This window comes from Mesorhizobium sp. B1-1-8 (genome assembly GCF_006442795.2).
Taxonomy (GTDB): domain Bacteria; phylum Pseudomonadota; class Alphaproteobacteria; order Rhizobiales; family Rhizobiaceae; genus Mesorhizobium.
Genome location: NZ_CP083956.1, coordinates 4868666 through 4890312, shown reverse-complemented (window position 1 = coordinate 4890312; position 21647 = coordinate 4868666). Strand labels below are relative to the sequence as shown.

Here is a 21647-nt window from a genome sequence, read left to right as displayed (position 1 = left end):
ACGATTGCCGCCTGATACGGAAGCCAATATAGGAAAATGCGAGCCAGCAAATCAGCCACAATGGGGAAGACCATGGCAACTGCAACCACGATGCGTCCGCTTGTTTCTCTCGCGCTGCCCGACCAGGGCGCCGCCCGTCTGGCGACGCAGCTCTTTCTGGCGCTCGCCGGAACCCTTCTGTTGACGCTGTCCGCCAAGACCAAGGTCGTTCTCGGCCCGGTCGACCTTTCGCTGCAGACGCTCGCCGTCTTGCTGATTGGCTGCGCCTTCGGCATGCGCCTGGCCGTCGCGACGCTGCTTCTCTACCTGGCCGAGGGCGCCATGGGCTTTCCAGTCTTCCAAAGCACGCCGGAAAAGGGCATCGGCATCGCCTATATGCTCGGCTCCACCGGCGGCTACCTCGCCGGCTTCGTGGTGATGGCCGCCATCGCCGGCTGGGCGGCCGATCGCGGCTGGGACCGCAATCCGCTCAAGCTGTCAGGCGCGATGCTCGCCGGCGAGATCGTCATGATGGCGATGGGCTTTGCCTGGCTGGCGGCACTCATCGGCCCCGAAAAATCCTGGCAGTTCGGTGTCGTGCCTTTCATCGTCGGCGACCTGATCAAGGTAGCGCTCGCCGCCAGCCTGGTGCCGGCCGTCTGGACGCTGCTCAAGCGCTCCTGATATCGACCAGACGAAAAAGCCGGCGGGTGTTCTGCTCGCCGGCTGTTTTTCGTGGTGCGCAGCCGAAACCGCTGGCTTCTGAACGGACAGCAGCGCCAGCACCGACAATTGACAAGCCGATCCGCGAAACCTAAGCACGGGCAACTTGATATATCTTGGCGGGCCCCTCGGTAATTCAAGGAGAGCTTGTTGAAAGGCATAATCCTTGCGGGAGGCAGCGGAACGCGTCTTTATCCGCTGACATTAGCGGTCTCCAAGCAAATTCTCCCGATATACGACAAGCCGATGATTTATTATCCGCTGAGCGTGCTGATGCTCACGGGCATCCGCCAGATCCTGGTCATTTCAACGCCGCGCGACTTACCGGTCTTCCAGGCTTTGCTGGGCGATGGTTCGGAATTCGGACTGGAATTGTCCTACGCCGAGCAGCCGCACCCCAATGGTCTTGCCGAGGCGTTCATCATCGGCCGCGATTTCATCGGCAAGGACAGCGTGTCGATGATTCTTGGCGACAACATCTATTTCGGCGAGGGCCTGTCGCAACTCTGCCGCGCGGCGGCGGCGCGCGAACGCGGCGCCTCGGTATTCGCCTACCATGTCGACTATCCCGAACGCTATGGTGTGGTCTCGTTCGACAAGGCGACAGGCAAGGCGTTGACGATCGAGGAAAAGCCGCAGAAACCGAAGTCCAACTGGGCCGTCACCGGTCTTTACTTCTACGACAACGACGTCATTGACATTGCCTCGACGATCCGTCCCTCGGCGCGCGGCGAGCTCGAGATCACGGCGCTCAACAATGTCTATCTCGAGCGCGGCGAACTGCAGGTCCACCAGCTCGGACGCGGCTATGCCTGGCTCGACACCGGGACGCTCGACAGCCTGCATGAGGCGGCTTCCTTCGTGCGCACCATCGAGCACCGCCAGGGCATCAAGGTCGCTTGCCCGGAGGAGATCGCCTTCGAGCAGGGCTGGCTCGGCGCCGACAAGGTTCTGGAGCGCGCGGCACGCCTCGGCAAGAATGAATATGCCTCCTATCTGCGCAAGCGGGTCGCCGATCTGACGGAGGAACGGGGTGCTTGAGGTCAGGCCGCTCGGCCTCGACGGCGTGCTGGAGATCGTGCCGGAGCGGCACCGCGACGCACGCGGCTTTTTCAGCGAAACCTGGAGCGCCGGGCGGTTCGCCGAGGCCGGCATAGACCTCGTCTTCGTGCAGGACAATCATTCCTATTCCGCCGCCGCCGGCGTCCTGCGCGGGCTGCATTATCAGCTGCCGCCGTGCGCCCAGGACAAGCTGCTGCGCGTCGTCAGGGGCAGCGTGCTGGATGTGGCCGTCGATATCCGTCGCGGCTCGCCGACCTTCGCAAAATGGGTGGCGCTGGAGATTTCGGCTGAGAAGGGCAACCAGATCCTGGTGCCGAAGGGCTTCGCGCATGGCTTCGTCACGCTCGTGCCGCACACCGAGGTCCTGTACAAGGTGACCGACACCTTTTCGCCGGAGCATGACCGGTCCATCCGTTTCGACGACCCGGCAATCGGTATCGAATGGCCCGCGCTATCAGGCGGGTTCCAGCTCTCGGACAAGGATAGCAAGGCGCCATTGCTTGGCATGGCGGAGGTATTCGCGTGAGGAAAGAAGGCGGCGTGAACTTTCTGGTGACCGGCGGCGCCGGCTTCATCGGCTCGGCCGTGTGCCGGCATCTGTGCGCCAATCCGGCCTACCGCGTCATCAATCTCGACAAGCTCACCTATGCCGGCAATCTCGCTTCGCTGCGGGCGGTCGAGAACGCTCACAATTACCGCTTCGAGCAGGCCGACATCTGCAACGAGCGCGCGGTGCTGGAGATATTGCGCCGCCACGACATCGACATCGTCATGAACCTCGCCGCCGAGAGCCATGTCGACCGTTCGATCGATGGACCAGGCGCCTTCATCGAGACCAACATCGTCGGCACCTACCGGATGCTGAATGCGGCGCTTGACTATTGGCGCGGCCTGCCGGAGGCGCGCCGCGCCCGTTTCCGCTTCCACCATGTTTCGACCGACGAAGTGTTCGGTGATCTTCCCCTGGACGGCGGCACGTTCGTCGAGGAGACGCCCTATGCACCGTCCTCGCCCTATTCGGCGTCCAAGGCGGCCTCCGACCATCTGGCGCGGGCCTGGCACGAAACCTATGGCCTGCCGGTGGTGCTCTCCAATTGTTCCAACAATTACGGCCCCTATCATTTCCCGGAAAAGCTGATCCCGCTGGTCATCCTCAACGCGCTCGACGGCAAGCCGCTGCCGGTCTACGGCACCGGCGCCAATGTGCGCGACTGGCTGTATGTCGAGGATCATGCGCGCGCGCTGGAACTGGTGGCGACCAGGGGACGGCCGGGCGAGAGCTACAATGTCGGCGGCAATTGCGAGCGCACCAATCTCGGCGTCGTCGAGGCGATCTGCGAGCTTCTGGACGCCAGGCGGCCGCGCGCCGGCGGCAAGCGCCACCGCGAGCTGATCACCTTCGTCACCGACCGGCCCGGGCACGACCGGCGCTATGCCATCGACGCTTCCAAGATCGCGCGCGACCTCGGCTGGGCGCCACGGGAGAATTTCGACAGCGGTCTGGCGAGGACCGTCGACTGGTATCTCGACAACAAATGGTGGTGGGGGCCGATTCGTGAGCAGCGCTACAACGGCGAGCGGCTGGGCCAGAGCGTCGTTGGCGGTCGGAAGGGGGCGGCGTGAGGCTTGCCGTGACCGGACACCAAGGCCAGGTTGCGACCAGCCTGATCGAGGTGGGGCGGCGGGATTTGGAAGGCGTGGAGGTCGTCGCCGTCGGCCGGCCGGCGCTCGACCTGGCGCGCCCCGACACCGTATTCGAAGCGCTTGCGGCGGCAAAGCCGGACATCGTCGTCTCCGCCGCCGCCCACACTACCGTCGACCAGGCCGAGGACGAGAAGGAACTGGCCTTCAAGGTGAACGCCGAAGGCGCCGGCAAGGTCGCCGAGGCGGCGGCCCGGCTCGGCATTCCCGTCATCCACCTGTCCACCGACTATGTCTTCGACGGCGCCAAGGATGGTCCCTATGTCGAGACCGACGCGACCGCGCCGCTCGGCGTCTACGGCGCCTCCAAGCTTGCCGGCGAGCGGGCGGTGGCGGCCGCAAATCCGCGTCACCTCATCCTGCGCACGGCCTGGGTCTACAGCCCGTTCGGCAGGAATTTCGTCAAAACCATGCTCAGGCTGGCGAGCGAGCGTGACGAGGTATCAGTGGTGGCCGACCAGTGGGGAAATCCGACATCGGCGCTCGACATCGCCGATGCGATCCGGCATGCCAGCGCTATCCTGCGCCGTAACAAGAGCTTTGCCGCCTTCGGCGTCTATCATGTGGCGGGAACCGGCGAGATCAACTGGAGCGGCTTCGCCCGTCAGGTCCTGGACAAAAGCCGGGAGCTTGGCGGTCCTTATGCGCGGGTACGGGATGTCGCCATGGCGGATTACCCCGGTAAGGCCCTGCGCCCAGTCAATTCGCGGCTGTCCAGCGCGAAATTCGCGGCGGCGTTCGGATGGACGGCGCCGGAGTGGCGGCAGTCGGCGGAGGCGGTGGTGCGCCGGCTTCTGGAAGGCGAGACGAGACGGCATTGAGCGCGTGACCAAGCATCGTGCGCCGCCGACGCTGGCGCAGGGGCTGCCGCCGCCTATACCCAATAGGCAATACGCGCATGGCTGCGCCGATAGAGCCAGGCAGTGAAGCCAAGGCCGACGACTGTCATCGCCAGACACAACCACCAGCTCATCGCCGGCGCGGTGCTGCCGAGCAGCGGTGCACGGACCAGCTCGAGAAGGTGGTGGAATGGGTTCAGCATCACGAAGACCGGACGGCGCGGCAGGCTCTCCGGCGACCAGAACACAGGCGTAATAAAGAACACCACCTGGATGACATTGAGGATGACTTGCGGGACGTCCCGGAAGCGGGTGGACAGCACCGCAGCAGCCAGTGAGATCCACGCCAGGTTGATGAGAAATAACGCAAATCCCGGAATGAACAGCAGAATGTTCCATCCCGGCGTAATGCGGAACACCAGGAGCACGCAGAAATAGATGGCCATGTTGAATGCCCAAATGATGACATTGCGCGCGAGCATTCGGTAATAATGGACGCTCAAGGGCATCGGTACGTTGCGGATGTAAGATTCAGCCGAAATGAAGACGGTGGCGCCCTCATTGATGGTGCTCGTCAACAATCCCCAGAAGATGAGACCAGTGGCAATATATGGTACGGTTTTGCCGACGTCCTGCTGGAATAAAGTCGAGAAAACCAGACCCATGGCGCCCACCATCACGCCCATCGACAGCGTGAGCCAGAACGGGCCGAGCAGCGAGCGGCGGAAACGCTGCCGAATGTCATACAGGGCGAACCGGCTCCACATATCAAATAGCTTGGCGCCATGGATCAGATCCGTCAGGGCTTGCCGCGGCACGGAGTCGGCGGAGATGCGGGTAATCCGCCCCGCCGGCTGCGTCGGAGCACCGGGCGTCGCGCTGGTCTTGGTGGGCAATAGTCTGCTGAGCTCCTGTTCGTCGGCGGCATCTAGCATGGCCCGCCAGCGACGTCACCACCGGAGCCTTGGCTCGAAAATCCCGCCACCCCCTTTCGTCGCCGCGTAAATTCTTCGTCGAAATGCCGCAGTCGCCGACGGTTCATTCATCCCGCAGCGCGGACCGGCGAGGGCGAAATGCCGTCGTCCCCGGGGCATATTCTGCTCGCAGTCAGCAAGCTTTCGCCTCAGAATCTTTCATGCTAAGCGTCCATTGACATTGGCCAACAACGAGGCGGTGCAAAGCAGCCAAAACATCGCGCAAGGCAGCGCGTGTCCTCGCAGAAATTCGAGCGGTGTGGGGCTTGGTGGAAGGCAGTGAACAGTTGCAGGCGGACAACAATTCGAAAGCATTATTGGAATCGCTGAGCGTTAGGGAATTGTTTGAGCGGAAGGTTGGCAAAACTGCTGACAAATGGGATCACTACCTGCCGGTCTATCAAGATATTCTGCAACCCGTTCGGGAGGAGCGGATATCTCTCCTGGAGATAGGTGTCCAGAACGGCGGTTCGCTGGAAGTATGGGCCAGTTTTCTCCCCCGTGCCGAAGCAATCATAGGCACTGATATCGACGCCGCCTGCGGCGAGCTCGTGTACGATGATCCCCGGATACGGATCGTTGTTGGCGACTCGACAGATCAAAAGACCGCAGCACGGATATTTGACCTCTCGCCGACATTTGACGTGATCATTGATGACGGCTCGCATCGGTCGCGCGACATTGTTAAATCGTTTTGTTTGTATTTTCCACGCCTCACGGACGGCGGTATCTACATTGTAGAAGATCTGCATTGCAGCTATTGGGAGCAGTTTGAAGGCGGCCTTTTTTACCCATATTCGCCAATGACTTTTTTCAAGTACTTATCCGATTGCATAAATCACCAGCACTGGGGAATTGGTCGAGACAGGAAATCTATCCTTGCGGGAATTTTAAATCATTGTTCATCGGACATAGACGATCCGGATCTGTCCCAGATCTATTCGATCGAATTTACCAATTCGATGTGCATTGTCCGCAAGCGAAAGGCCCTGGAAAACCAGATTGGCAGAAGGATTATCAGTGGCAGTGAATCGAGTGTTCAGCCGGTCGACCGCAGTCTGATTCAGGCGACGATTATCTTCGACCAATCGACCAATGCGTGGTCGATGCGCGACCACCCGCCCGCTGAGGAACTTATGGAGCGGCTTGCGGAAATCGAGCGGCTGAAGGAGGAGGTGCGGCAGCAAGTTGAAGCCGGCGTTGCGGCGACAGCGGCGATTGAAAAAGTCAGCAACTGGCGGCTGAGCGAAATCATGCGGCTGGAAAAGGCTGCTGCAGATGAGGCGCCTAAGCGCATGAGGCTGCAATCACAGCTTGCGGACGAGCAGCAAAAGCTGGCAGCTACCGTTTCGGCCCTCGCAGCGCTCAAGAAATCCAGAAGCTGGCGATTGACCAAGCCGCTGCGGGCGGTCGGCGCAGCTGTTCGCCAAATCGGTCGTGCCATCCCCCTCGTGCGGCCGGCAATGCATATTTCCCGTGCAGGTTTGACCGCGTTTCGGCGCGGCGGCTGGCGCGGCGTCGAAGATATCCTGTTGAATATTGACACCGACGCGGAATACCGCGCCCGCGTGCAAGAGGCGACCGGATTGTCGCCGGCGGCCGCCTGGCCGCTCCGCTTTGTTGCAAGACGCTATTTTGCCTCCAAGAGACTGGTCGGCAGGCTGGCCTGTCTTGACCCCTCGACGATGACGCGAAGGCTGGCTGCGCAAGAGGTTTATTTTCATATCGACGAGCCGATCTGGCGGCTTTCGTTGCTGCGAGACACGCAGGCACATGTGTCGGGCTGGGCGTTCGACGCCAATGCACAGAAGTCGCTGCCGGTTCGCGTTACGATCGCAGGCCAACCGGTCAAGGCCGTGTCGAAAATCCGGCCCGATGTGGTCCGCGCATTCGAGGCGACTTTGAAATCGAATATTGCCTGCGGCTTCGCTGCGGAACGGGCGGTCGGGTTTGGACTTCATAGGCTGGTGATTGAACTTCAGCTGGAAGACGGCCACTGGGTCCGCGTAAGCCGCAGTTTGGTCCTCAGGGTTCCTGGAAGGCGCAAGTCAATCGATTCGCCGACCGGCGAAGTGGAATGGCGCCGGGTGCTCCTGCAGCACGAGCGCGCCGAGAACAACGAGTTTCGGCGCGACATCCGCACGATGCTTGAGCGGCCGCTGTTCTCGGTGGTTATAGATGCACGTGATGGCGAGCAGGGTCTTGATGAAACGCTGAAATCGCTGGCAAACCAGATCTACCAGGCTTCAGACATCCTGATCTGGGGTGGGAATGAGGCCGCCGGCGCACTTCCCACGGGTGTTGCGCGTGTGGCGTCGCTTAATGTCTCCGATTTGCCAGGGGACTTTTTCGTGCTGATGCGACCGGGAGATGAACTGTCTGAAAGTGGATTGTACCACTTCGCGTCGGCGCTGAACCACACGCCGAGCCTCGACCTAATCTATTGTGACGAACAGCGGGCCTCGAGCGAACCGGCCGAGGACGCACCGATTTTTTACAAACCGGACTGGAGTCCCGATTACCTTGAGGCCACCGACTACATCGGGCGGGCCGCATGTTACCGCAAGGCCCGGGCTGCATCGGTGTTGGAAACGCTCGCTACTGGCTATGACCTCAATCTGCGATTTACCGAGGGAAATGTCGAGGTAAAGCACATTTCCAAGGTGTTGATGAGAACCGACAAGGCGGTACCCCCCGCCGACCCTACCCGGAAGCAAGCGGCGGATGCGGAGGCTCTCACTGGACGTTTAGCCCGCACCGGGCGGCCGGGAGTTGTCCGGCCGCACCCGAAATATGACGGCTGCTATCTGACCGAACTTCACCGGGACAATTTTCCGCTTGTTTCCATCATTATTCCAACGGCAGGCCGCACGGTCCGCGTCGGCGCGCGTGAAATCGACCTCATTATGCATGTGGTCCGGCAAATCAGGCATCTGTCGAGCTATCCCAATCTCGAGATCGTGGTCGTTGACAACGGTGACCTGACGCCGGGGCAGATCGCAGCACTCGACGCTGCCGGATGCATCCGGGTCACCTATTCCAATCCCGTATTCAACGTCGCGGAGAAGCTTAATTTAGGATCTTCGAAAGCAAGCGGCGAGTTCCTGCTGCTGCTTAATGACGATATCGAGATCATCAATGAAGACTGGATCGAACGAATGCTCGACCAGCTTGCAAAACCGGGCGTTGGTGTCGTTGGCGCGCGTCTGCTTTACCCGAACGGATTGACTCAGCACGTCGGCGTCGTGCACAACTACAGCAATCCAGATCACGTTCGCCGTGGTTATGCTGGCGACGAGGCAGGTTATTTCTTCAGCACCTGCGGAGCCCGGAACTACCTTGCCGTGACCGGGGCGTGCATGATGACGCGAGCCGGTTTGTTCCGGCAGGTTGGCGGTTACACTGAGGCATTGGCGGTAAGCTTTAACGATGTCGACTATTGCCTCAAAGTGCGCCAACTCGGTTTTCGCACGGTTTACGCGCCACAGGCTTCGCTGACGCACATGGAGTCCATGTCGCGCGAGGCATTCGCCGATCCCAACGAACTGGAGTACTTTCGCAGGCGATGGGCAAAGGTGTTGACGCAGGATTCATTCTATAACGAGCGGTTCCTGTCGGTGAATCCTCCCACCTTCCAGCCATCCTTCAAGCAGCGTATGCTTTAACGTGTTGCAGGGCGTTACACCTTGTCGGTCGCAGTAATATACTTGGTCCGGGGCGCGGACGGGTGGTGGCGATCGGCCGCCGACACCTTTCTTGCCTCATACCGCAGCCATGATTCCGGCGCCGCCCACCTGCCCTTTGTCATCCTCAAAGGGTTTCCGGACGCTGCCAGTCTCGCCCAGGCACGGGCACTTTTTGCCGAGCAGGCATTTGAAATCATCCATCTCCCCGACGATGGATTCGATATAGGAGCCTACGCAGCCGCCGCACGACTGGTGAAGGAGGATCATTTATGCTTCTTCAACACCCACAGTGAAATACTCGGGCATCGGTGGCTGGCCAAGTTCATGGTCCACCTTTCGGCCGCCGACGTCGGTCTGGTTGGCGCAACCGGCTCCTACGAGAGCCTGCGTCCGCTCAGTCGCCACTTCCTCAAATTTCCCAATGTTCATGTTCGCTCAAACGCCTTCGCCATTGAAAGGATGACGTTTTGCAGCATTGTCGAAGGTGTCGATATTTCGAGCAAGCGCGATGCGTACCGGTTTGAAAGCGGGCGCAGGAGCCTTACGCGCCTGGTTCTGAAGCGTGGTAAGCGCGTGGTGCTTGTCGGCCGCAACGGCAGAGCTTTCCCGCCCGAATGGTGGCCGTTCAGCGGGACCTTTCGACAGGGCCTGCAAGAAAACCTCCTGGTCGCCGACAATATGACCCGCGCCTATGAAAGTTCCACTTGGCTGGAGAAAGAGTTTTTAGTTCAACAAACCTGGGGCCGTTTTGTGCGGGAGGAGAACTATTCCTCCGACCTCGGAGAACTGGAGAAGGCTCTGCAGATCCCAACAAGCGCGTCTTTGGTCGGACAAGGCGCGGCGGAATGACAAGTTAGCGGAAAAGCGCTCCTCTCAGCTCACGAAGAATGGATTTAGACGACATGCGTGCTGTTTTACTCGCCGGCGGCTTCGGCTCACGAATTAGCGAGGAGAGTCACCTGAGGCCAAAGCCGATGATTGAGATCGGTGGAAAGCCAATACTTTGGCATATCATGAAGATGTACACAAAGCATAACATAAATGACTTCATAGTATGTCTTGGATATAAAAGCTATTATATTAAGGAATATTTTGCTAATTACTTTCTGCATACCTCGGATGTAACGCTCGACATGGAAACCAATACCATGGAAGTTCATCATCGCACTGCCGAGAAATGGAAGGTGACGCTGATAGAGACCGGCGAGGCCACGATGACTGGCGGGCGCCTGAAGCGGGTTGCCAAATATCTGGGAGACGAGACTTTCTGTCTGACTTATGGCGACGGCGTCTCCGACGTCGACATTTCCGCCGTGGTCGATGCGCATCGCAAGGCCGGCCGCCTTGCCACCGTTACGGCTTTGCAGCCGGCAGGGCGATTTGGGTCTCTCAAGATCAATGATGGTGCCGTCAGCGAATTCCAGGAAAAGCCGGCGGGCGACGGCGCCTGGATCAACGGGGGATTCTTCGTGCTAGAACCAGGCGTTCTCGATTACGTCGAGGGCGACGATACGGTGTGGGAGCAGGCACCCTTGCGGCGTCTGGCGAGGGACGGCCAATTGACGGCCTATCAGCATCGCGGCTTCTGGCAGCCAATGGACACTTTGCGGGATCGTGTTCTGCTGGAGGAACTTTGGCAGTCAGGAAAGGCACCATGGAAGACCTGGAGTTGAAGCAATTGTTCGGCGGTGTCTACCACGGACGCAAGGTCTTGCTCACGGGCCATACCGGCTTCAAGGGAAGTTGGCTGGCGCTGTGGCTGACGCGATTGGGTGCCGAAGTTACGGCCCTGGCCTTACCGCCGGCAACGACGCCCAATCACTGGGAAACCCTCGATATCGATATCGACTCACGGGCCATTGATGTTCGGGATGGCGACGCGGTTGCCGAGGCAGTGCGCTTGTCCAGGCCGGAAATTGTTTTCCATCTGGCGGCGCAGCCGCTGGTGCGGCAGTCCTACCGCGATCCGGTTGCCAACTGGTCCACGAACGTCATGGGCACGGTCCATGTGCTGGACGCGTGCCGCGCCGTCGACAGTCTCAAGGCCGCCATCGTTGTCACCTCCGACAAATGCTACGAAAACCGTGGTTGGGAATGGGGCTACCGCGAGACGGACAGCCTTGGGGGACATGATCCGTACAGCACCTCCAAGGCCGCCGCCGAGTTCGTCGTCCAAAGCTACCGCCGGTCCTTCTTTGGGGAAAAGGGAGCACCGCTCATTGCATCCGCCCGGGCCGGCAACGTCTTCGGCGGCGGCGACTGGTCCGAGGACAGGCTGATCCCGGACTTGGTGCGGGCGGTCGCGTCTAGCCGAAGCGTCGAGATCCGTTCGCCCCGCGCCACCCGGCCGTGGCAGCACGTGCTCGAATGCCTTTCCGGCTACCTGGTGTTGGGCCAGCACCTGCTGGACGGCGACGAGGACGCTGCTAGCGCCTGGAACTTCGGACCCGACAACAATGGCAATCGAACTGTCGAGGAATTGCTTCTCGCCATGAAGGCCAACTGGCCCGGCATCTCCTGGATTCACTCGAACCGGTTGGAGCCGCACGAGGCGACGATGCTCCATCTCGACAGTTCCCGTGCATTCCACAATCTGGGCTGGCGCCCGATATGGACATTCGAGGAAGGGGTCGCCGCCACGGCGCTGTGGTACGAGCGCTTTCTCGGCCAGCGGGAGGTGCTGAGCTTGAGCCAGTTGCAGGCCTTCGAGCGCGACGCCACCGAGCGTGCTGCGGTCTGGACGCGGGAGCCTTCGGGACAAGCAACACGCGGAGCAGCATGATGCCGCTCGAATTCTCCGCGACGCCGATCGAAGGCCTGACGGTCTATAAAACCAGCGTGATAGGCGATGTGCGCGGCAGCTTCGCCCGCCTGTTCTGCATCGGTGAACTCGCGACGGTCCTGGGCGAGCGTCGCATCGTCCAGATCAACAAATCGGTCACCTCGAACGTCGGCGCGATACGCGGAATGCACCTCCAGAACGCGCCAAATGCCGAAATGAAAATCGTGCGGTGCCTACGAGGTCGTGTTTTCGACGTCGCCATAGATCTTCGGGCGCATTCACCTCAATTTTGTCAATGGTATTCGGTCGAGCTGTCGGCGGAGGAACAGAATGCCGTCATCATACCCGAAGGATTTGCGCACGGATTCCAGGTGCTGGAGCCCGACAGCGAACTCCTGTACCTGCACACGGCATTTTACGCCCCGGCGTCCGAATGGGGAATTCGTTATGACGACCCTCGGATCAACGTGAGCTGGCCTCTGCCGGTGACCGATGTCTCGGCGCGCGACCAGCGCCATCCTTGGCTCGAGCCCAATTTCGCAGGAGCGCAAATATGATTTGTCGGCATTGCAAAGCCGAGCTGAAACACAAGTTCCTGGACTTGGGATTCGCACCGCCATCCAACGCGTATTTGCACCGCGACCAGCTCATGGCGCACGAGATCACGTTGCCGCTCAGAATTAGGGTTTGCGACAACTGCTGGCTGGTGCAGACCGAGGATTACGCGGATGCGTCCATGCTGTTCAACGGCGAATATGCCTATTTTTCTTCAGCCTCCAGGGGCTGGCTGGACCATGCCAGAACCTACGCCCGCAAGGTCATTCAGTCGTTGGCTCTCGACGACAAATCCTTCGTCATCGAAGTCGCTTCCAATGACGGCTACCTGCTCAGGAACTTCGTCGATGCCGGCATACCCTGCCTGGGCGTCGAGCCTACCGACAGCACTGCGGCGGCGGCCGAGCTTCTGGGCATACCGGTCGTTCGGGAATTTTTCGGTGCGGATACCGCCCGAACCATCGTCGCCGACCGACGCCAGGCGCAGCTGATCTGCGGCAACAACGTCTATGCGCACGTGCCGGACATCAATGATTTCACGAATGGGCTTAGGATCGCCCTGGCGCAAGGGGGGACGATCAATCTCGAGTTTCCGCACCTTTTGCGGCTTATCATGCACAATCAGTTCGATACGGTATATCACGAGCACTTCTCCTATCTGTCCTTGATCGCGGTCGCCAAGGTGTTCGCCGCCTGCGGACTGCGCATCTTCGATGTGGAAGAACTGTCCACTCACGGCGGCAGCCTGCGCATCTATGGCTGCCACGATGACGACCCGCGGCCGACAGCCTCCAACGTCAATGACATGATCGAGCGCGAGAAGGCCTTCGGGCTGACGAAGGTTGAGACCTACACCTCGTTCCAGTCACGAGCCGACAAGGTCAAAAACGACTTCCTGCGCTTTCTGCTCGATTGCGAGGCCGGCCGGAAGACGGTGGCCTGTTATGGCGCGGCCGCAAAAGGAAACACGCTGATGAACTACGCCGGCGTCAAGACCGATCTGATCGCGTGCGTATTCGACAGAGCCCCCTCCAAGCAGGGCAAATTGATGCCCGGCAGCCACCTTCCCATCCTGCCTGTTGAGCGGATCAGCGAGATCAAGCCCGACTATCTGGTGATCCTTCCCTGGAATATTGCCGAAGAAGTCGTCGGCCAGGAGGGGCCCTTGGTGTCGAGATGGGGATGCCGGTTCGTCGTTGCCGTACCGGGCCTGCAAGTCCTCCAGCCATGATCCTGCTGACCGGAGCAACTGGTTTCATCGGCCGCCATGTGGTGAATGCGCTGCGGGCCACCGGCACGCCGGTCCTGGCTGTGGTGCGGGATGCCCGTCGGGCCAGCGCGTTGCTGGGCAACGACGGCCTCGACTGGGTCGAGTGCGACTTGCAGACCGATCCGGGTCCAGCCGTAGCGCGGTCGCGCGAATGCCAGCGGATCATCCACCTGGCCTGGTCTGGCCTGCCTAATTACCAGGGGAGCTTCCACCTAACGACAAACCTTGGCGCCGACCTCAAATTCCTCTCCGCAGTTGCAGCGGAAGGGGTCTCGCAGATTCTGGTCACCGGCACCTGTCTTGAGTATGGAGTACAGAACGGCCCGCTAAGAGAAGATGACCGGACATTTCCATCTACCCCCTACGGATTGGCAAAGGATACATTGCGGAAGTCCTTGGAATATCTGGCCCTTGAGCGAGGATTCGTGGTCCAGTGGGTCCGGCTGTTCTATACATTTGGTCAGGGGCAGAACCCGCGCAGCTTACTGGCGCAACTCGATGCCGCCATCGATCGAGGCGACGCCAGCTTCGACATGTCCGGCGGAGAACAGCTTCGCGACTACCTGCCCGCCCCTGAGATCGGACGGATCGTAGCAGGCCTCCTCGATACGCCGTCCTGCGCCGGGATAATCAATTGCTCCAGCGGTCAGCCGGTTTCAATTCGGCGGCTGGTCGAGCAGTGGCGGATGGACCGCAAAAGCGACATCCGCTTCAATTTCGGACATTATTCCTATCCCGACTATGAACCAATGGCATTCTGGGGCATCCCGGAAAAACTACGGGCTCATGGTCTATTGTGAGCGGAGGCGGTTGGACTCGTTGGGCAGTCGCAAGCTGCTCTACGCTGCCGACTTCAACACGCCGTGCTCCATCTCGATGCGGCGATTGCAGAATTCCGAGATCAGCCCTTCGGAGTGGCTCGCCAGGATGACGATCGGTGTGCGATCGAAGAGCCCTTCAATCCGCCGCTGAGCCTTTTTCTGGAAGGCGGCGTCGCCGGCACCGATTCCTTCGTCGATCAGCAGGATGTCATTATGAACGGCGGTCGAGATTGCGAAGGCGAGTCGCGCGAACATACCGGCCGAATAGGTTCGCATTGGGAGGGCCAGGAACTCGCCGAGTTCGGTGAATTCAGCGATATCGTCGAGCTTGGCAGCGATTTCGCGCCGACTCATCCCCAGCATATAGCCGCGAAGATAGATGTTCTCGATGCCCGTCGATTCGAGATCTATGCCCGCATTGGGGTCCAGCAATGCCCCAATGCGCCCTTCCATCGTAATGGCCCCGCGTGTCGGCTTGTAGATACCGGCAAGGACACGCAGAAGCGTCGTCTTGCCCGAGCCATTGTGACCGATCAGGCCGACCCGGTCACCGTCCTTGATTTCGAGATTGAGGCTGTCGATGGCGCGCACGGTTACGATGTCTCGCGCTCCGGCCATGACACGGCCGCCAGTCGCCTGGGACACAATACTGTTCTTGAGCGACCGCGAATTGGCACCGAAAACCGCGAATTCAACCGTTAGGTTTTCGATCGAAATATACGCCATCACATTGTTTCCAACGGGCAGGAATGCTGCCCGCGCTGCCTGTCATGCAACCGCCCACAGGTGACCTGGGTGGCACGAGAGGGCCGGGGGGACAACGTGCGAATGAGTGCTGCCGCGTGCGGACGGAAGATGGTGTTTGATACGATCAAAGCGACGGGCATATGCTGGTTACAAATCGATCCCCCGGGGGGCACAAGACATATGCGCGATGAGCGCATCGATGACAAGCACCAGTTTTCGGCTCCCAAAGTTGACCCGGAAACCTTTAGTCCGGCTATCCAATTTGACCGCACGATATCTTAGCCGGACCGAAAATGCGTCGCGCGCCCGTGACATTGTTTTGAGAAAAATTAGCAACGTCTGTTGAACAATATCGCGTTCCGGCCGGTCGGCCTTTAAATCGATGTCACACCGGAACAAAATCGTCAGCTCCCGCCGGCTTATGTTCCAAAAATCTCTGGCGATGCTCTCGGCTCCGCGCTAATGCGATAGTGGGGGTACGGGACTGGGGATTGCAATCTGGAGTGGCGACAGGGATGATGTTCCATCCGGCGCCGGTCTGCTAATCTACGCCCGGGAGTTCAGTACTTTCTGATGACCTTATATGTAGAAGCCGTATCGGGTCTCAGACCCAGGATGCGGCAAGCCATCATCATGGTCCAGGATCTCGTCATGGTCCTGGTGGCGGTGGCGCTTAGCCTGACCCTGTCGCAGTCGCGGCTTTCGTTCGACGCGTTCTCCTATGGCGGGCTGGCCTGCTGGGCGCTCATCGTGCTGCTCGCCCATCTGTTGTTTCGCTATTGCGGCCTCTACAACACCGTATGGCGCTTTGCGTCCACGCCCGATTTCTTCAACATCCTGAAGAGTTGCGGCATCCTGACGGTGGTTCTCTATCTGTCTTCGCTCGCATTCCGCTCCTTTCAGCCCGTTGCCGGCCTCAACGAGCGCCAGTTCATCGTCTTTTTCCTGGTCTCCTTCACCATCATTTCCGCGCCGAGGCTTTACTACCGGTTCCTGCGCGATGGCGCGAGCTGGCGCATTCTGCGCCGCGCTGCCGGCGACGCTTCCATCAAGCAGGCGCTGTTCATCGGCCGGCTGAGCCAGGCCGACGTCATCGTCCGCTTCACCCGCACCGCCGTGCCGGCGGAATATGCCATCGCCGGCATCATGGCGACCGAGGCCGATGCGCCGCTCGGCATGCAGATCCAGGGCGTCCCCGTGGTGGCGGTCCGTCCGCGCCTGGTCGAGGTGCTGGAGGATTTCGTCAACGGCACGGCCAATCTCGACCTTCTGATCTTCGGCAAGGGCGCCGAGCGCGATATCGAGGACTATGCCGAACTGGTGCGCGTCGCCCGCCATAGCGGCATCGCCGTCGTCCAGTTCTCCGGCCTTTCGGAGCTGGGGCAGGGCGGCAAGCTGGTTCTCGACGCCGTCGAAATGGAAACCATCATGCGCCGTTCGGCGGTTACCACCGACATCGGGCGCATCGGCGCCTTTATCGGCGGCAAGCGCGTGCTGGTGACCGGCGGCGCCGGCTCCATCGGCCGCGTTCTGGTCAAGCGCGCGCTGGAGCTCGGCGCCGCGGCGGTGCTGGTAGCCGACATTTCCGAATTCGGCATTTTCCAGCTCGACCAATTGATCGACGAGAACGATCGCGATCGGCTGACGAGCCGCATCGTCGACGTCACCGACCGGCGCCACATGATGCGCCTCGTCGGCGACTTCCAACCATCGATCATCTTTCATGCGGCAGCGCTGAAACACGTGCCGCTGCTCGAGGAAAACTGGGAAGCGGCGATTGAGACCAACATCTTCGGCACGCTCGCCTGCGCCGAGGTCGCCGCGAAATGCGGGGTGCCGCAGTTCCTGCTCGTCTCCAGCGACAAGGCCGTCGACCCGTCTTCCATGCTCGGGGTCACCAAGCGGGCAGCCGAGCAGATCGTCTCTTCGCTGCACGAAACCCATGCCGCGTCGTCCGGGCCCTACACCGGCGCGGCGAACGGCCATGATGCCGTCGGCCGTCACCCCGGCACCAAGTTCATCGCCGTGCGCTTCGGCAATGTCTTTGGCTCCAACGGCTCGGTGGCGACCATCTTCCAGGCCCAGATCGAGGCCGGCGGTCCGGTCACCATCACCGACCGGCGCATGACCCGCTATTTCATGACGGTGGCGGAAGCCGTCGACCTCGTCATAATGTCGGCTGCCGACGCCCAGCAGCGCCAGGGCGAGGACTATGCCATCTACATGCTCGACATGGGGAAACCCGTGCCGATCCTCGAAGTCGCCGAAACCATGATCCGCATGGCCGGCAAGAGCCCTCATACCGACATTCCGATCCGCTTCACAGGCATCAGGCCCGGCGAAAAGCTGCACGAGGCGCTGCATGGCGAGGACGAGGAGATCGTCAAGCTCGACACCGCCAAGGTCTTCGGCCTCAGGACCGATGTCGTGAAATGGCCCAAAATCCAGGCGGCACTTGCCGCGCTGCAGGCCGCCATGCGGGATCAGGACAAGGCTGCCGCCCTTGCCGTGCTGGCGGGGCTTCACCAGCCGGAAGAAGATGCCGATCTCGCGCGTGCGCAGGCAGGGCCAAAAACGGCGGAACAGACGGGTTAGGCCTGTCCTGCCCGCCCGCAATTGGCTATTGAGCCTGTGGAGCGCCCGCAGGTAAGTGAAAAACGTGACAACCCAAGATCAGCGCGTGGCCGTTCTTTTGGGCACCAAGGACGGCGCGGCATTCATCGGTGAGCAATTGGCATCCCTGCTCGCGCAATCATGGCCTCTCGTCGATCTCTGGATTTCCGACGACGGCTCGACCGACGGCACGACCTCGATCGTCGAGTCGTGGCGGACCCGCTGGAACAAGGGCCGGGTGACGCTGGTGGACGGCCCGCGAGAAGGCTTCGCGGCCAATTTCCGCTCGATGATCGTCGATCCGCGCATCCACGCCGACTACTACGCGTTCTGCGATCAGGACGATGTCTGGGAGCCGGACCGGCTGGAGAGCGCCATCCGCTGGATGCAGGCGCAGGCCGCGCAAACACCGCTGCTGTTCTGTTCCAGGACCGCGACCATCACGGAGACCGGCGTTCAGGCCGGCTATTCGCCGCTCTTTCGGCGTCCGCCTTCGTTTCGCAACGCTCTGGTGCAGAGCATCGCCGGCGGCAACACCATGCTGCTCAACCGCGCCGCGCGCGAGCTTTTGGCGAAGGCATCGGCAACAACCGAATTCGTCAGCCACGACTGGTGGGCCTATCTTATCGTGACCGCCGCCGGCGGCATGGTCCGCTACGAGCCGCGGCCGCTCGTGCGGTACCGCCAGCATGCGACGAACCTGGTCGGCGCCAATGCCTCCTGGAAGGCGAGGTTTTCGAGAATCGGGCGCCTGTTCAAGGGCCAGCTCGCCTCATGGACCGATACCAATCTCAATGGCCTTGCCGTCAACCGGGACCTGCTCACACACGACGCAGCACTTTGCCTTCGCCTGTTCATCAAGGCGCGAAAGGGCAATGTTCTCAGACGATTCAGGCTGCTCGGCAGAAGTGGGGTCTACAGGCAGACCTTCATGGGCACGTTGGGGCTGTACCTCGCATTCCTCTGGCGCCGGATCTGACCGGTGACGGCGAAGCGCGCTTTCGATCTGATTGTCGCGGCGCTGATGCTGGTGGTGGCGTCGCCTATGCTGCTTGCCGCCATGCTCGCGATCCTTGCGACGTCGGCCGGACCCGCCATCTTTTCTCAAGCTCGGGTCGGGCGGGGAGGCGTCCTCTTTGCCTGCCACAAGCTGCGCACGATGTATCTGGGAACGCCGTCGCTGCCTACCCACGAGGTGCCGGAGGACTCGGTCACCGCCGTCGGCAAGGTGCTGCGCAGGACCAAGATCGACGAGTTGCCGCAGCTCTGGAACGTGCTCAAGGGCGAGATGAGCCTGGTCGGGCCGCGTCCGTGCCTGCCGATGCAGACGGAACTTATCGAACGGCGTACCGAACTGGGTGTGCTGGGAGCGCTTCCGGGCATGACCGGGCTCGCGCAGATCAAGGGCATCGACATGTCCGATCCGAAACTCTGCGCCGAGACCGATGCCGCCTATCTCAAAGCTGCCTCGGTCGCTCTCGATGTCACGATCTTGCTGGGGACCCTCTACCCAGCCTGAGCGGAGCTTCGGCGCGCCAGTTCGCGAAGCCGCTCGATCGTGTCGGTCTCCGGCATCCAGCCTTCCGACATAAGCAGCGCCGGATCGCAGATCTGCGTCGCAGTCAAGGCTTGCCAGGACGCGCCTTTGCCAAGCAGCGCCGCCGTCAGCCGCAGCGGCCGCGGCGGCATGGGAAAAAGCCGCGCCGGGCGGCCGAAACCGTGCCGGAACGCGGCGATGATTTCGCACATCGCGAGCGGCGCGGCGCTGCCCGCGACATAGGCCGGGTGAAGCGGTCCGGGACGGGTCAGAAGGTGCAGCACCGCACCTGCCGCCGCGTCGGACGAAATCAGCGAACGGACGCCAGCGAACGCGCTGGTCGGCAGCGGCAGGGCGGTATCGGCGAGCCGCATCAGCGCGGCCATGTTTCCCTTCATGCCTTCGCCATACACGGGCGGCAGACGTAACGCCGTCGCATCTTGCCGGTTGGCAGGCGCATAGGCCGCGGACACTCCGACCTCGCCTTCACGCTTGGAGCGGCCATAGGCATTTTGGGGGGCCGGGGGCGTCGCTTCGTCGATGGTGCCGCTGAAGCCGGGACCAGCGACCGCGCGGATCGAGGAAAGGTAGACGAAACGCCCACCGGTGCGTGCGGCTGCTGCTTTGGCCAGCCGGGTAGTCAGCGTCGCGTTGGCGGCCCGGTAGTCGGCCTCGCCGGCATCATGGTCGTTGTTGAGCGCTGCGCAGTGAATGACATGCGCCACGTCGCTCATCATTGCCAGGAAGGCGTCGTCCGGCGCATCGACGCCGGGCAGCAGCACCGCGTCCTCTGCGGTCGCCAGCTTTTCCGGCCGGCGCGTTGCGATCCTCACATCGAACCCGGTCCCGTGCAACCGGGCGACGACCTGGCGCCCGATGAAACCTGTCGCGCCGGTGACCAGGACCTTCATGGCTGCCGGCTGACGGCCGCGATTGAGGAACTGGTCTCTTCCCTGACCGGTAGCACCGTTCGCCCGCAAGCCAGATAGGTCCCGGAAATCAGGAACACCATCAGCGTCGCATCGAGGATGTCATGACCGATTAGAATGCCGCTCAGGCCGCCGATCAGATAGGTGATGACGGTGATCATGATCATCGTTGCGCCGAACCGCTCTACCGGATCGGTGCTCAGGCGCAGCACCCTTGCCGCATTCCAGGCGGCGACGACAAAGATCGCCGCCAGCGCCAGCGCCCCCAGCAAGCCGGCCTGCACCAGCGCGGTCAGAAAGCCGTTATGGAAATGGCCGAAGCTTATGTTTAGGCCGAACTGGTCGTGAAAACCCTGTTTCATCAGCGCGCGGCTGGCCGCGATGCCATGTCCGAAAATCGGCATCTCACGAAATGCGCCAAGGCCGATCTCCCACATCGCCACACGCAGTCCGAGCGCCGTCGAATGATCGCCCTTGGTGGCCAGCGCGTCCCAGTCGCTGAACAGGAAGTCGGTGCGATCCATGATGATGGGAAAACCGATGGCGGCGACCACAAGGCAGGCCGCGGCGGCGATTACGATCAGGCGCGTCAGCCTCACCGCTCCAAGCCTGCGCCGGTTGATCATCAGCAAGGCGAAGCCCGACAGCAGCAGCGCCACCCAGATCATGCGCGACCCCGAATAAACGATCGCCGCGAAACCGGCGAGCGCTGCGAAGGCCAGCGGCATCCATCGCCTTTCGATGCCCGAAAGAGCGCCTGCGAGGCATATCATGGCGGCAAGGCAGGTCACCTCCGCGAACACGATCGGATTGCCGGCGCCGCCCTCAGCCCTGAGGGAACCGATCCAGTAATACTGGACGATGGCGCTCGCCAGCGCGCCAAAACATGCCGCCGCGCTGGCAAGCACGGCAATGCGCGCAAGCGTGACCTTGTCCGTGATGCTCCAGGTCGAATAGGAGACCGGGAAGAACAGCAAGGGGATCAGCGGCAGGAACAACCGCAGATCGGCCGCCAGCGTGCCGTTGACGATCGAGGCAAGTACCAAGGCCGCTGCATAAGCGTAGATCGCCGCCGTCATGGCAAGCATCGGCCGGTCGATGTTGAAGCGCCGCCGTCTCACGGCGAGCAGCAGCACGGACCAGACGGCGCCGGCATTGAAGGCGAAGCTCACCACCGATCCCAGAACCGGCGGCGAAAAGAAGCAGACGATCGAGAAATAGATGTTGATCTGTGCGGGGGTAAGATGTCGCTGGAGCGATGAAAACGGGTTCAATGCCTTGTTCGCGATTTTCCAGATTGTCCGCAGACAGCCAAACAGCTGCCTCGAACAACCCCGGTTTTGCCTTGCCCCGTTCCCCGGGGCCGGTATAGCGGCTGGCTTCGATCTCCGATAGGGCGCCGGACAGATGTCCAGTCAAAAAACGGCGG

The 21647-nt window shown here is 61.3% G+C and carries 19 protein-coding genes; 15 read left to right on the top strand and 4 right to left on the bottom strand.

The genetic code is table 11. The annotated features are described in order from the left end of the window. Nucleotides 1-72: 72 nt before the first annotated feature. The 5 genes from FJ974_RS24105 (at nt 73) to rfbD (ending at nt 4286) form a co-directional block, all read left to right on the top strand. Nucleotides 73-663 carry a biotin transporter BioY gene (locus FJ974_RS24105; RefSeq protein ID WP_140532545.1) on the top strand — a complete coding sequence of 197 codons (591 nt, stop codon included), beginning with the start codon at nt 73-75 and terminating at the stop codon, nt 661-663. A gap of 189 nt (nt 664-852) precedes the next feature. Next, nucleotides 853-1743, top strand: a complete 891-nt coding sequence (gene rfbA / locus FJ974_RS24100) for a glucose-1-phosphate thymidylyltransferase RfbA (protein WP_140532547.1) — start codon at nt 853-855, stop codon at nt 1741-1743. Beyond that, nucleotides 1736-2290 carry a dTDP-4-dehydrorhamnose 3,5-epimerase gene (rfbC, locus tag FJ974_RS24095; protein ID WP_140532548.1) on the top strand — a complete coding sequence of 185 codons (555 nt, stop codon included), beginning with the start codon at nt 1736-1738 and terminating at the stop codon, nt 2288-2290. Before rfbA ends, rfbC begins: the two co-directional genes overlap by 8 nt. A 14-nt stretch (nt 2291-2304) precedes the next feature. Then, complete coding sequence (gene rfbB, locus FJ974_RS24090; protein WP_140532742.1) at nt 2305-3387, top strand: dTDP-glucose 4,6-dehydratase; 1083 nt, start codon at nt 2305-2307, stop codon at nt 3385-3387. Further along, nucleotides 3384-4286, top strand: coding sequence for a dTDP-4-dehydrorhamnose reductase (gene rfbD / locus FJ974_RS24085; protein WP_140532550.1), 903 nt, complete (start codon nt 3384-3386; stop codon nt 4284-4286). The genes rfbB and rfbD overlap by 4 nt, the downstream gene beginning before the upstream one ends. A 53-nt stretch (nt 4287-4339) precedes the next feature. On the opposite strand, the gene FJ974_RS24080 is transcribed toward rfbD, so the two are convergent. Next, nucleotides 4340-5200 (bottom strand): ABC transporter permease, encoded by an 861-nt coding sequence (locus tag FJ974_RS24080; RefSeq protein WP_181177071.1) that lies wholly within the window; start codon nt 5198-5200, stop codon nt 4340-4342. 347 nt (nt 5201-5547) lie between these two features. Here FJ974_RS24080 and FJ974_RS24075 point away from each other — a divergent pair, with 347 nt between their 5' ends. The 7 genes from FJ974_RS24075 to FJ974_RS24045 are packed head-to-tail and all read left to right on the top strand — an operon-like array spanning nt 5548 to nt 14371. Continuing rightward, complete coding sequence (locus tag FJ974_RS24075; protein ID WP_226891664.1) at nt 5548-8943, top strand: glycosyltransferase; 3396 nt, start codon at nt 5548-5550, stop codon at nt 8941-8943. Nucleotides 8944-8964: 21 nt separating this feature from the next. Beyond that, nucleotides 8965-9813: a hypothetical protein gene (locus FJ974_RS24070; protein WP_140532556.1), complete on the top strand. Its 849-nt coding sequence runs from the start codon at nt 8965-8967 to the stop codon at nt 9811-9813. 53 nt (nt 9814-9866) lie between these two features. After that, nucleotides 9867-10637, top strand: a complete 771-nt coding sequence (rfbF, locus tag FJ974_RS24065; protein WP_140532558.1) for a glucose-1-phosphate cytidylyltransferase — start codon at nt 9867-9869, stop codon at nt 10635-10637. Next, nucleotides 10619-11746 (top strand): CDP-glucose 4,6-dehydratase, encoded by a 1128-nt coding sequence (gene rfbG, locus FJ974_RS24060; protein ID WP_140532560.1) that lies wholly within the window; start codon nt 10619-10621, stop codon nt 11744-11746. The genes rfbF and rfbG overlap by 19 nt, the downstream gene beginning before the upstream one ends. Beyond that, a complete protein-coding gene (locus tag FJ974_RS24055) occupies nt 11743-12303 on the top strand; it encodes a dTDP-4-dehydrorhamnose 3,5-epimerase family protein (protein WP_319023044.1) in 561 nt (186 codons plus the stop codon). The genes rfbG and FJ974_RS24055 overlap by 4 nt, the downstream gene beginning before the upstream one ends. Beyond that, entirely contained in the window at nt 12300-13532 is a 1233-nt protein-coding gene (locus tag FJ974_RS24050; protein WP_140532562.1) for a class I SAM-dependent methyltransferase, read from the top strand. The genes FJ974_RS24055 and FJ974_RS24050 overlap by 4 nt, the downstream gene beginning before the upstream one ends. After that, nucleotides 13529-14371 (top strand): NAD-dependent epimerase/dehydratase family protein, encoded by an 843-nt coding sequence (locus tag FJ974_RS24045; RefSeq protein WP_140532564.1) that lies wholly within the window; start codon nt 13529-13531, stop codon nt 14369-14371. The genes FJ974_RS24050 and FJ974_RS24045 overlap by 4 nt, the downstream gene beginning before the upstream one ends. Before the next feature lie 39 nt (nt 14372-14410). Here the strand turns inward: FJ974_RS24045 and FJ974_RS24040 are convergent, their stop codons facing one another. Further along, nucleotides 14411-15118 carry an ABC transporter ATP-binding protein gene (locus FJ974_RS24040; RefSeq protein WP_140532566.1) on the bottom strand — a complete coding sequence of 236 codons (708 nt, stop codon included), beginning with the start codon at nt 15116-15118 and terminating at the stop codon, nt 14411-14413. A gap of 594 nt (nt 15119-15712) precedes the next feature. Here FJ974_RS24040 and FJ974_RS24035 point away from each other — a divergent pair. The 3 genes from FJ974_RS24035 (at nt 15713) to FJ974_RS24025 (ending at nt 19271) form a co-directional block, all read left to right on the top strand. Then, nucleotides 15713-17734, top strand: a complete 2022-nt coding sequence (locus FJ974_RS24035; RefSeq protein WP_181177072.1) for a nucleoside-diphosphate sugar epimerase/dehydratase — start codon at nt 15713-15715, stop codon at nt 17732-17734. A gap of 85 nt (nt 17735-17819) precedes the next feature. Continuing rightward, nucleotides 17820-18731: a glycosyltransferase family 2 protein gene (locus FJ974_RS24030; protein ID WP_264296791.1), complete on the top strand. Its 912-nt coding sequence runs from the start codon at nt 17820-17822 to the stop codon at nt 18729-18731. A gap of 45 nt (nt 18732-18776) precedes the next feature. Then, nucleotides 18777-19271, top strand: coding sequence for a sugar transferase (locus FJ974_RS24025; protein WP_140532745.1), 495 nt, complete (start codon nt 18777-18779; stop codon nt 19269-19271). Here the strand turns inward: FJ974_RS24025 and FJ974_RS24020 are convergent. Both FJ974_RS24020 and FJ974_RS24015 read right to left on the bottom strand, forming a co-directional pair. Continuing rightward, the gene (locus FJ974_RS24020) at nt 19259-20200 is read right to left on the bottom strand and encodes an NAD-dependent epimerase/dehydratase family protein (RefSeq protein WP_140532570.1); all 942 of its coding nucleotides are present in this window, start codon (nt 20198-20200) and stop codon (nt 19259-19261) included. The two genes, FJ974_RS24025 and FJ974_RS24020, sit on opposite strands and share 13 nt — an antisense overlap. Next, the gene (locus FJ974_RS24015; protein WP_140532572.1) at nt 20197-21492 is read right to left on the bottom strand and encodes an O-antigen ligase family protein; all 1296 of its coding nucleotides are present in this window, start codon (nt 21490-21492) and stop codon (nt 20197-20199) included. Before FJ974_RS24015 ends, FJ974_RS24020 begins: the two co-directional genes overlap by 4 nt. Nucleotides 21493-21647 lie beyond the last annotated feature (155 nt).

Excerpts from the sequence above, each read along its gene's own strand:
- FJ974_RS24105 (WP_140532545.1), top strand. The coding sequence starts at position 73 with ATGGCAACTGCAACCACGATGCGTCCGCTTGTTTCTCTCGCGCTGCCC.
- rfbF (WP_140532558.1), top strand. The coding sequence starts at position 9,867 with ATGCGTGCTGTTTTACTCGCCGGCGGCTTCGGCTCACGAATTAGCGAG.
- rfbG (WP_140532560.1), top strand. The coding sequence starts at position 10,619 with ATGGAAGACCTGGAGTTGAAGCAATTGTTCGGCGGTGTCTACCACGGA.
- FJ974_RS24055 (WP_319023044.1), top strand. The coding sequence starts at position 11,743 with ATGATGCCGCTCGAATTCTCCGCGACGCCGATCGAAGGCCTGACGGTC.
- FJ974_RS24050 (WP_140532562.1), top strand. The coding sequence starts at position 12,300 with ATGATTTGTCGGCATTGCAAAGCCGAGCTGAAACACAAGTTCCTGGAC.
- FJ974_RS24045 (WP_140532564.1), top strand. The coding sequence starts at position 13,529 with ATGATCCTGCTGACCGGAGCAACTGGTTTCATCGGCCGCCATGTGGTG.
- FJ974_RS24040 (WP_140532566.1), bottom strand. The coding sequence starts at position 15,118 with ATGGCGTATATTTCGATCGAAAACCTAACGGTTGAATTCGCGGTTTTC.
- FJ974_RS24035 (WP_181177072.1), top strand. The coding sequence starts at position 15,713 with ATGACCTTATATGTAGAAGCCGTATCGGGTCTCAGACCCAGGATGCGG.
- FJ974_RS24025 (WP_140532745.1), top strand. The coding sequence starts at position 18,777 with ATGCTGGTGGTGGCGTCGCCTATGCTGCTTGCCGCCATGCTCGCGATC.
- FJ974_RS24020 (WP_140532570.1), bottom strand. The coding sequence starts at position 20,200 with ATGAAGGTCCTGGTCACCGGCGCGACAGGTTTCATCGGGCGCCAGGTC.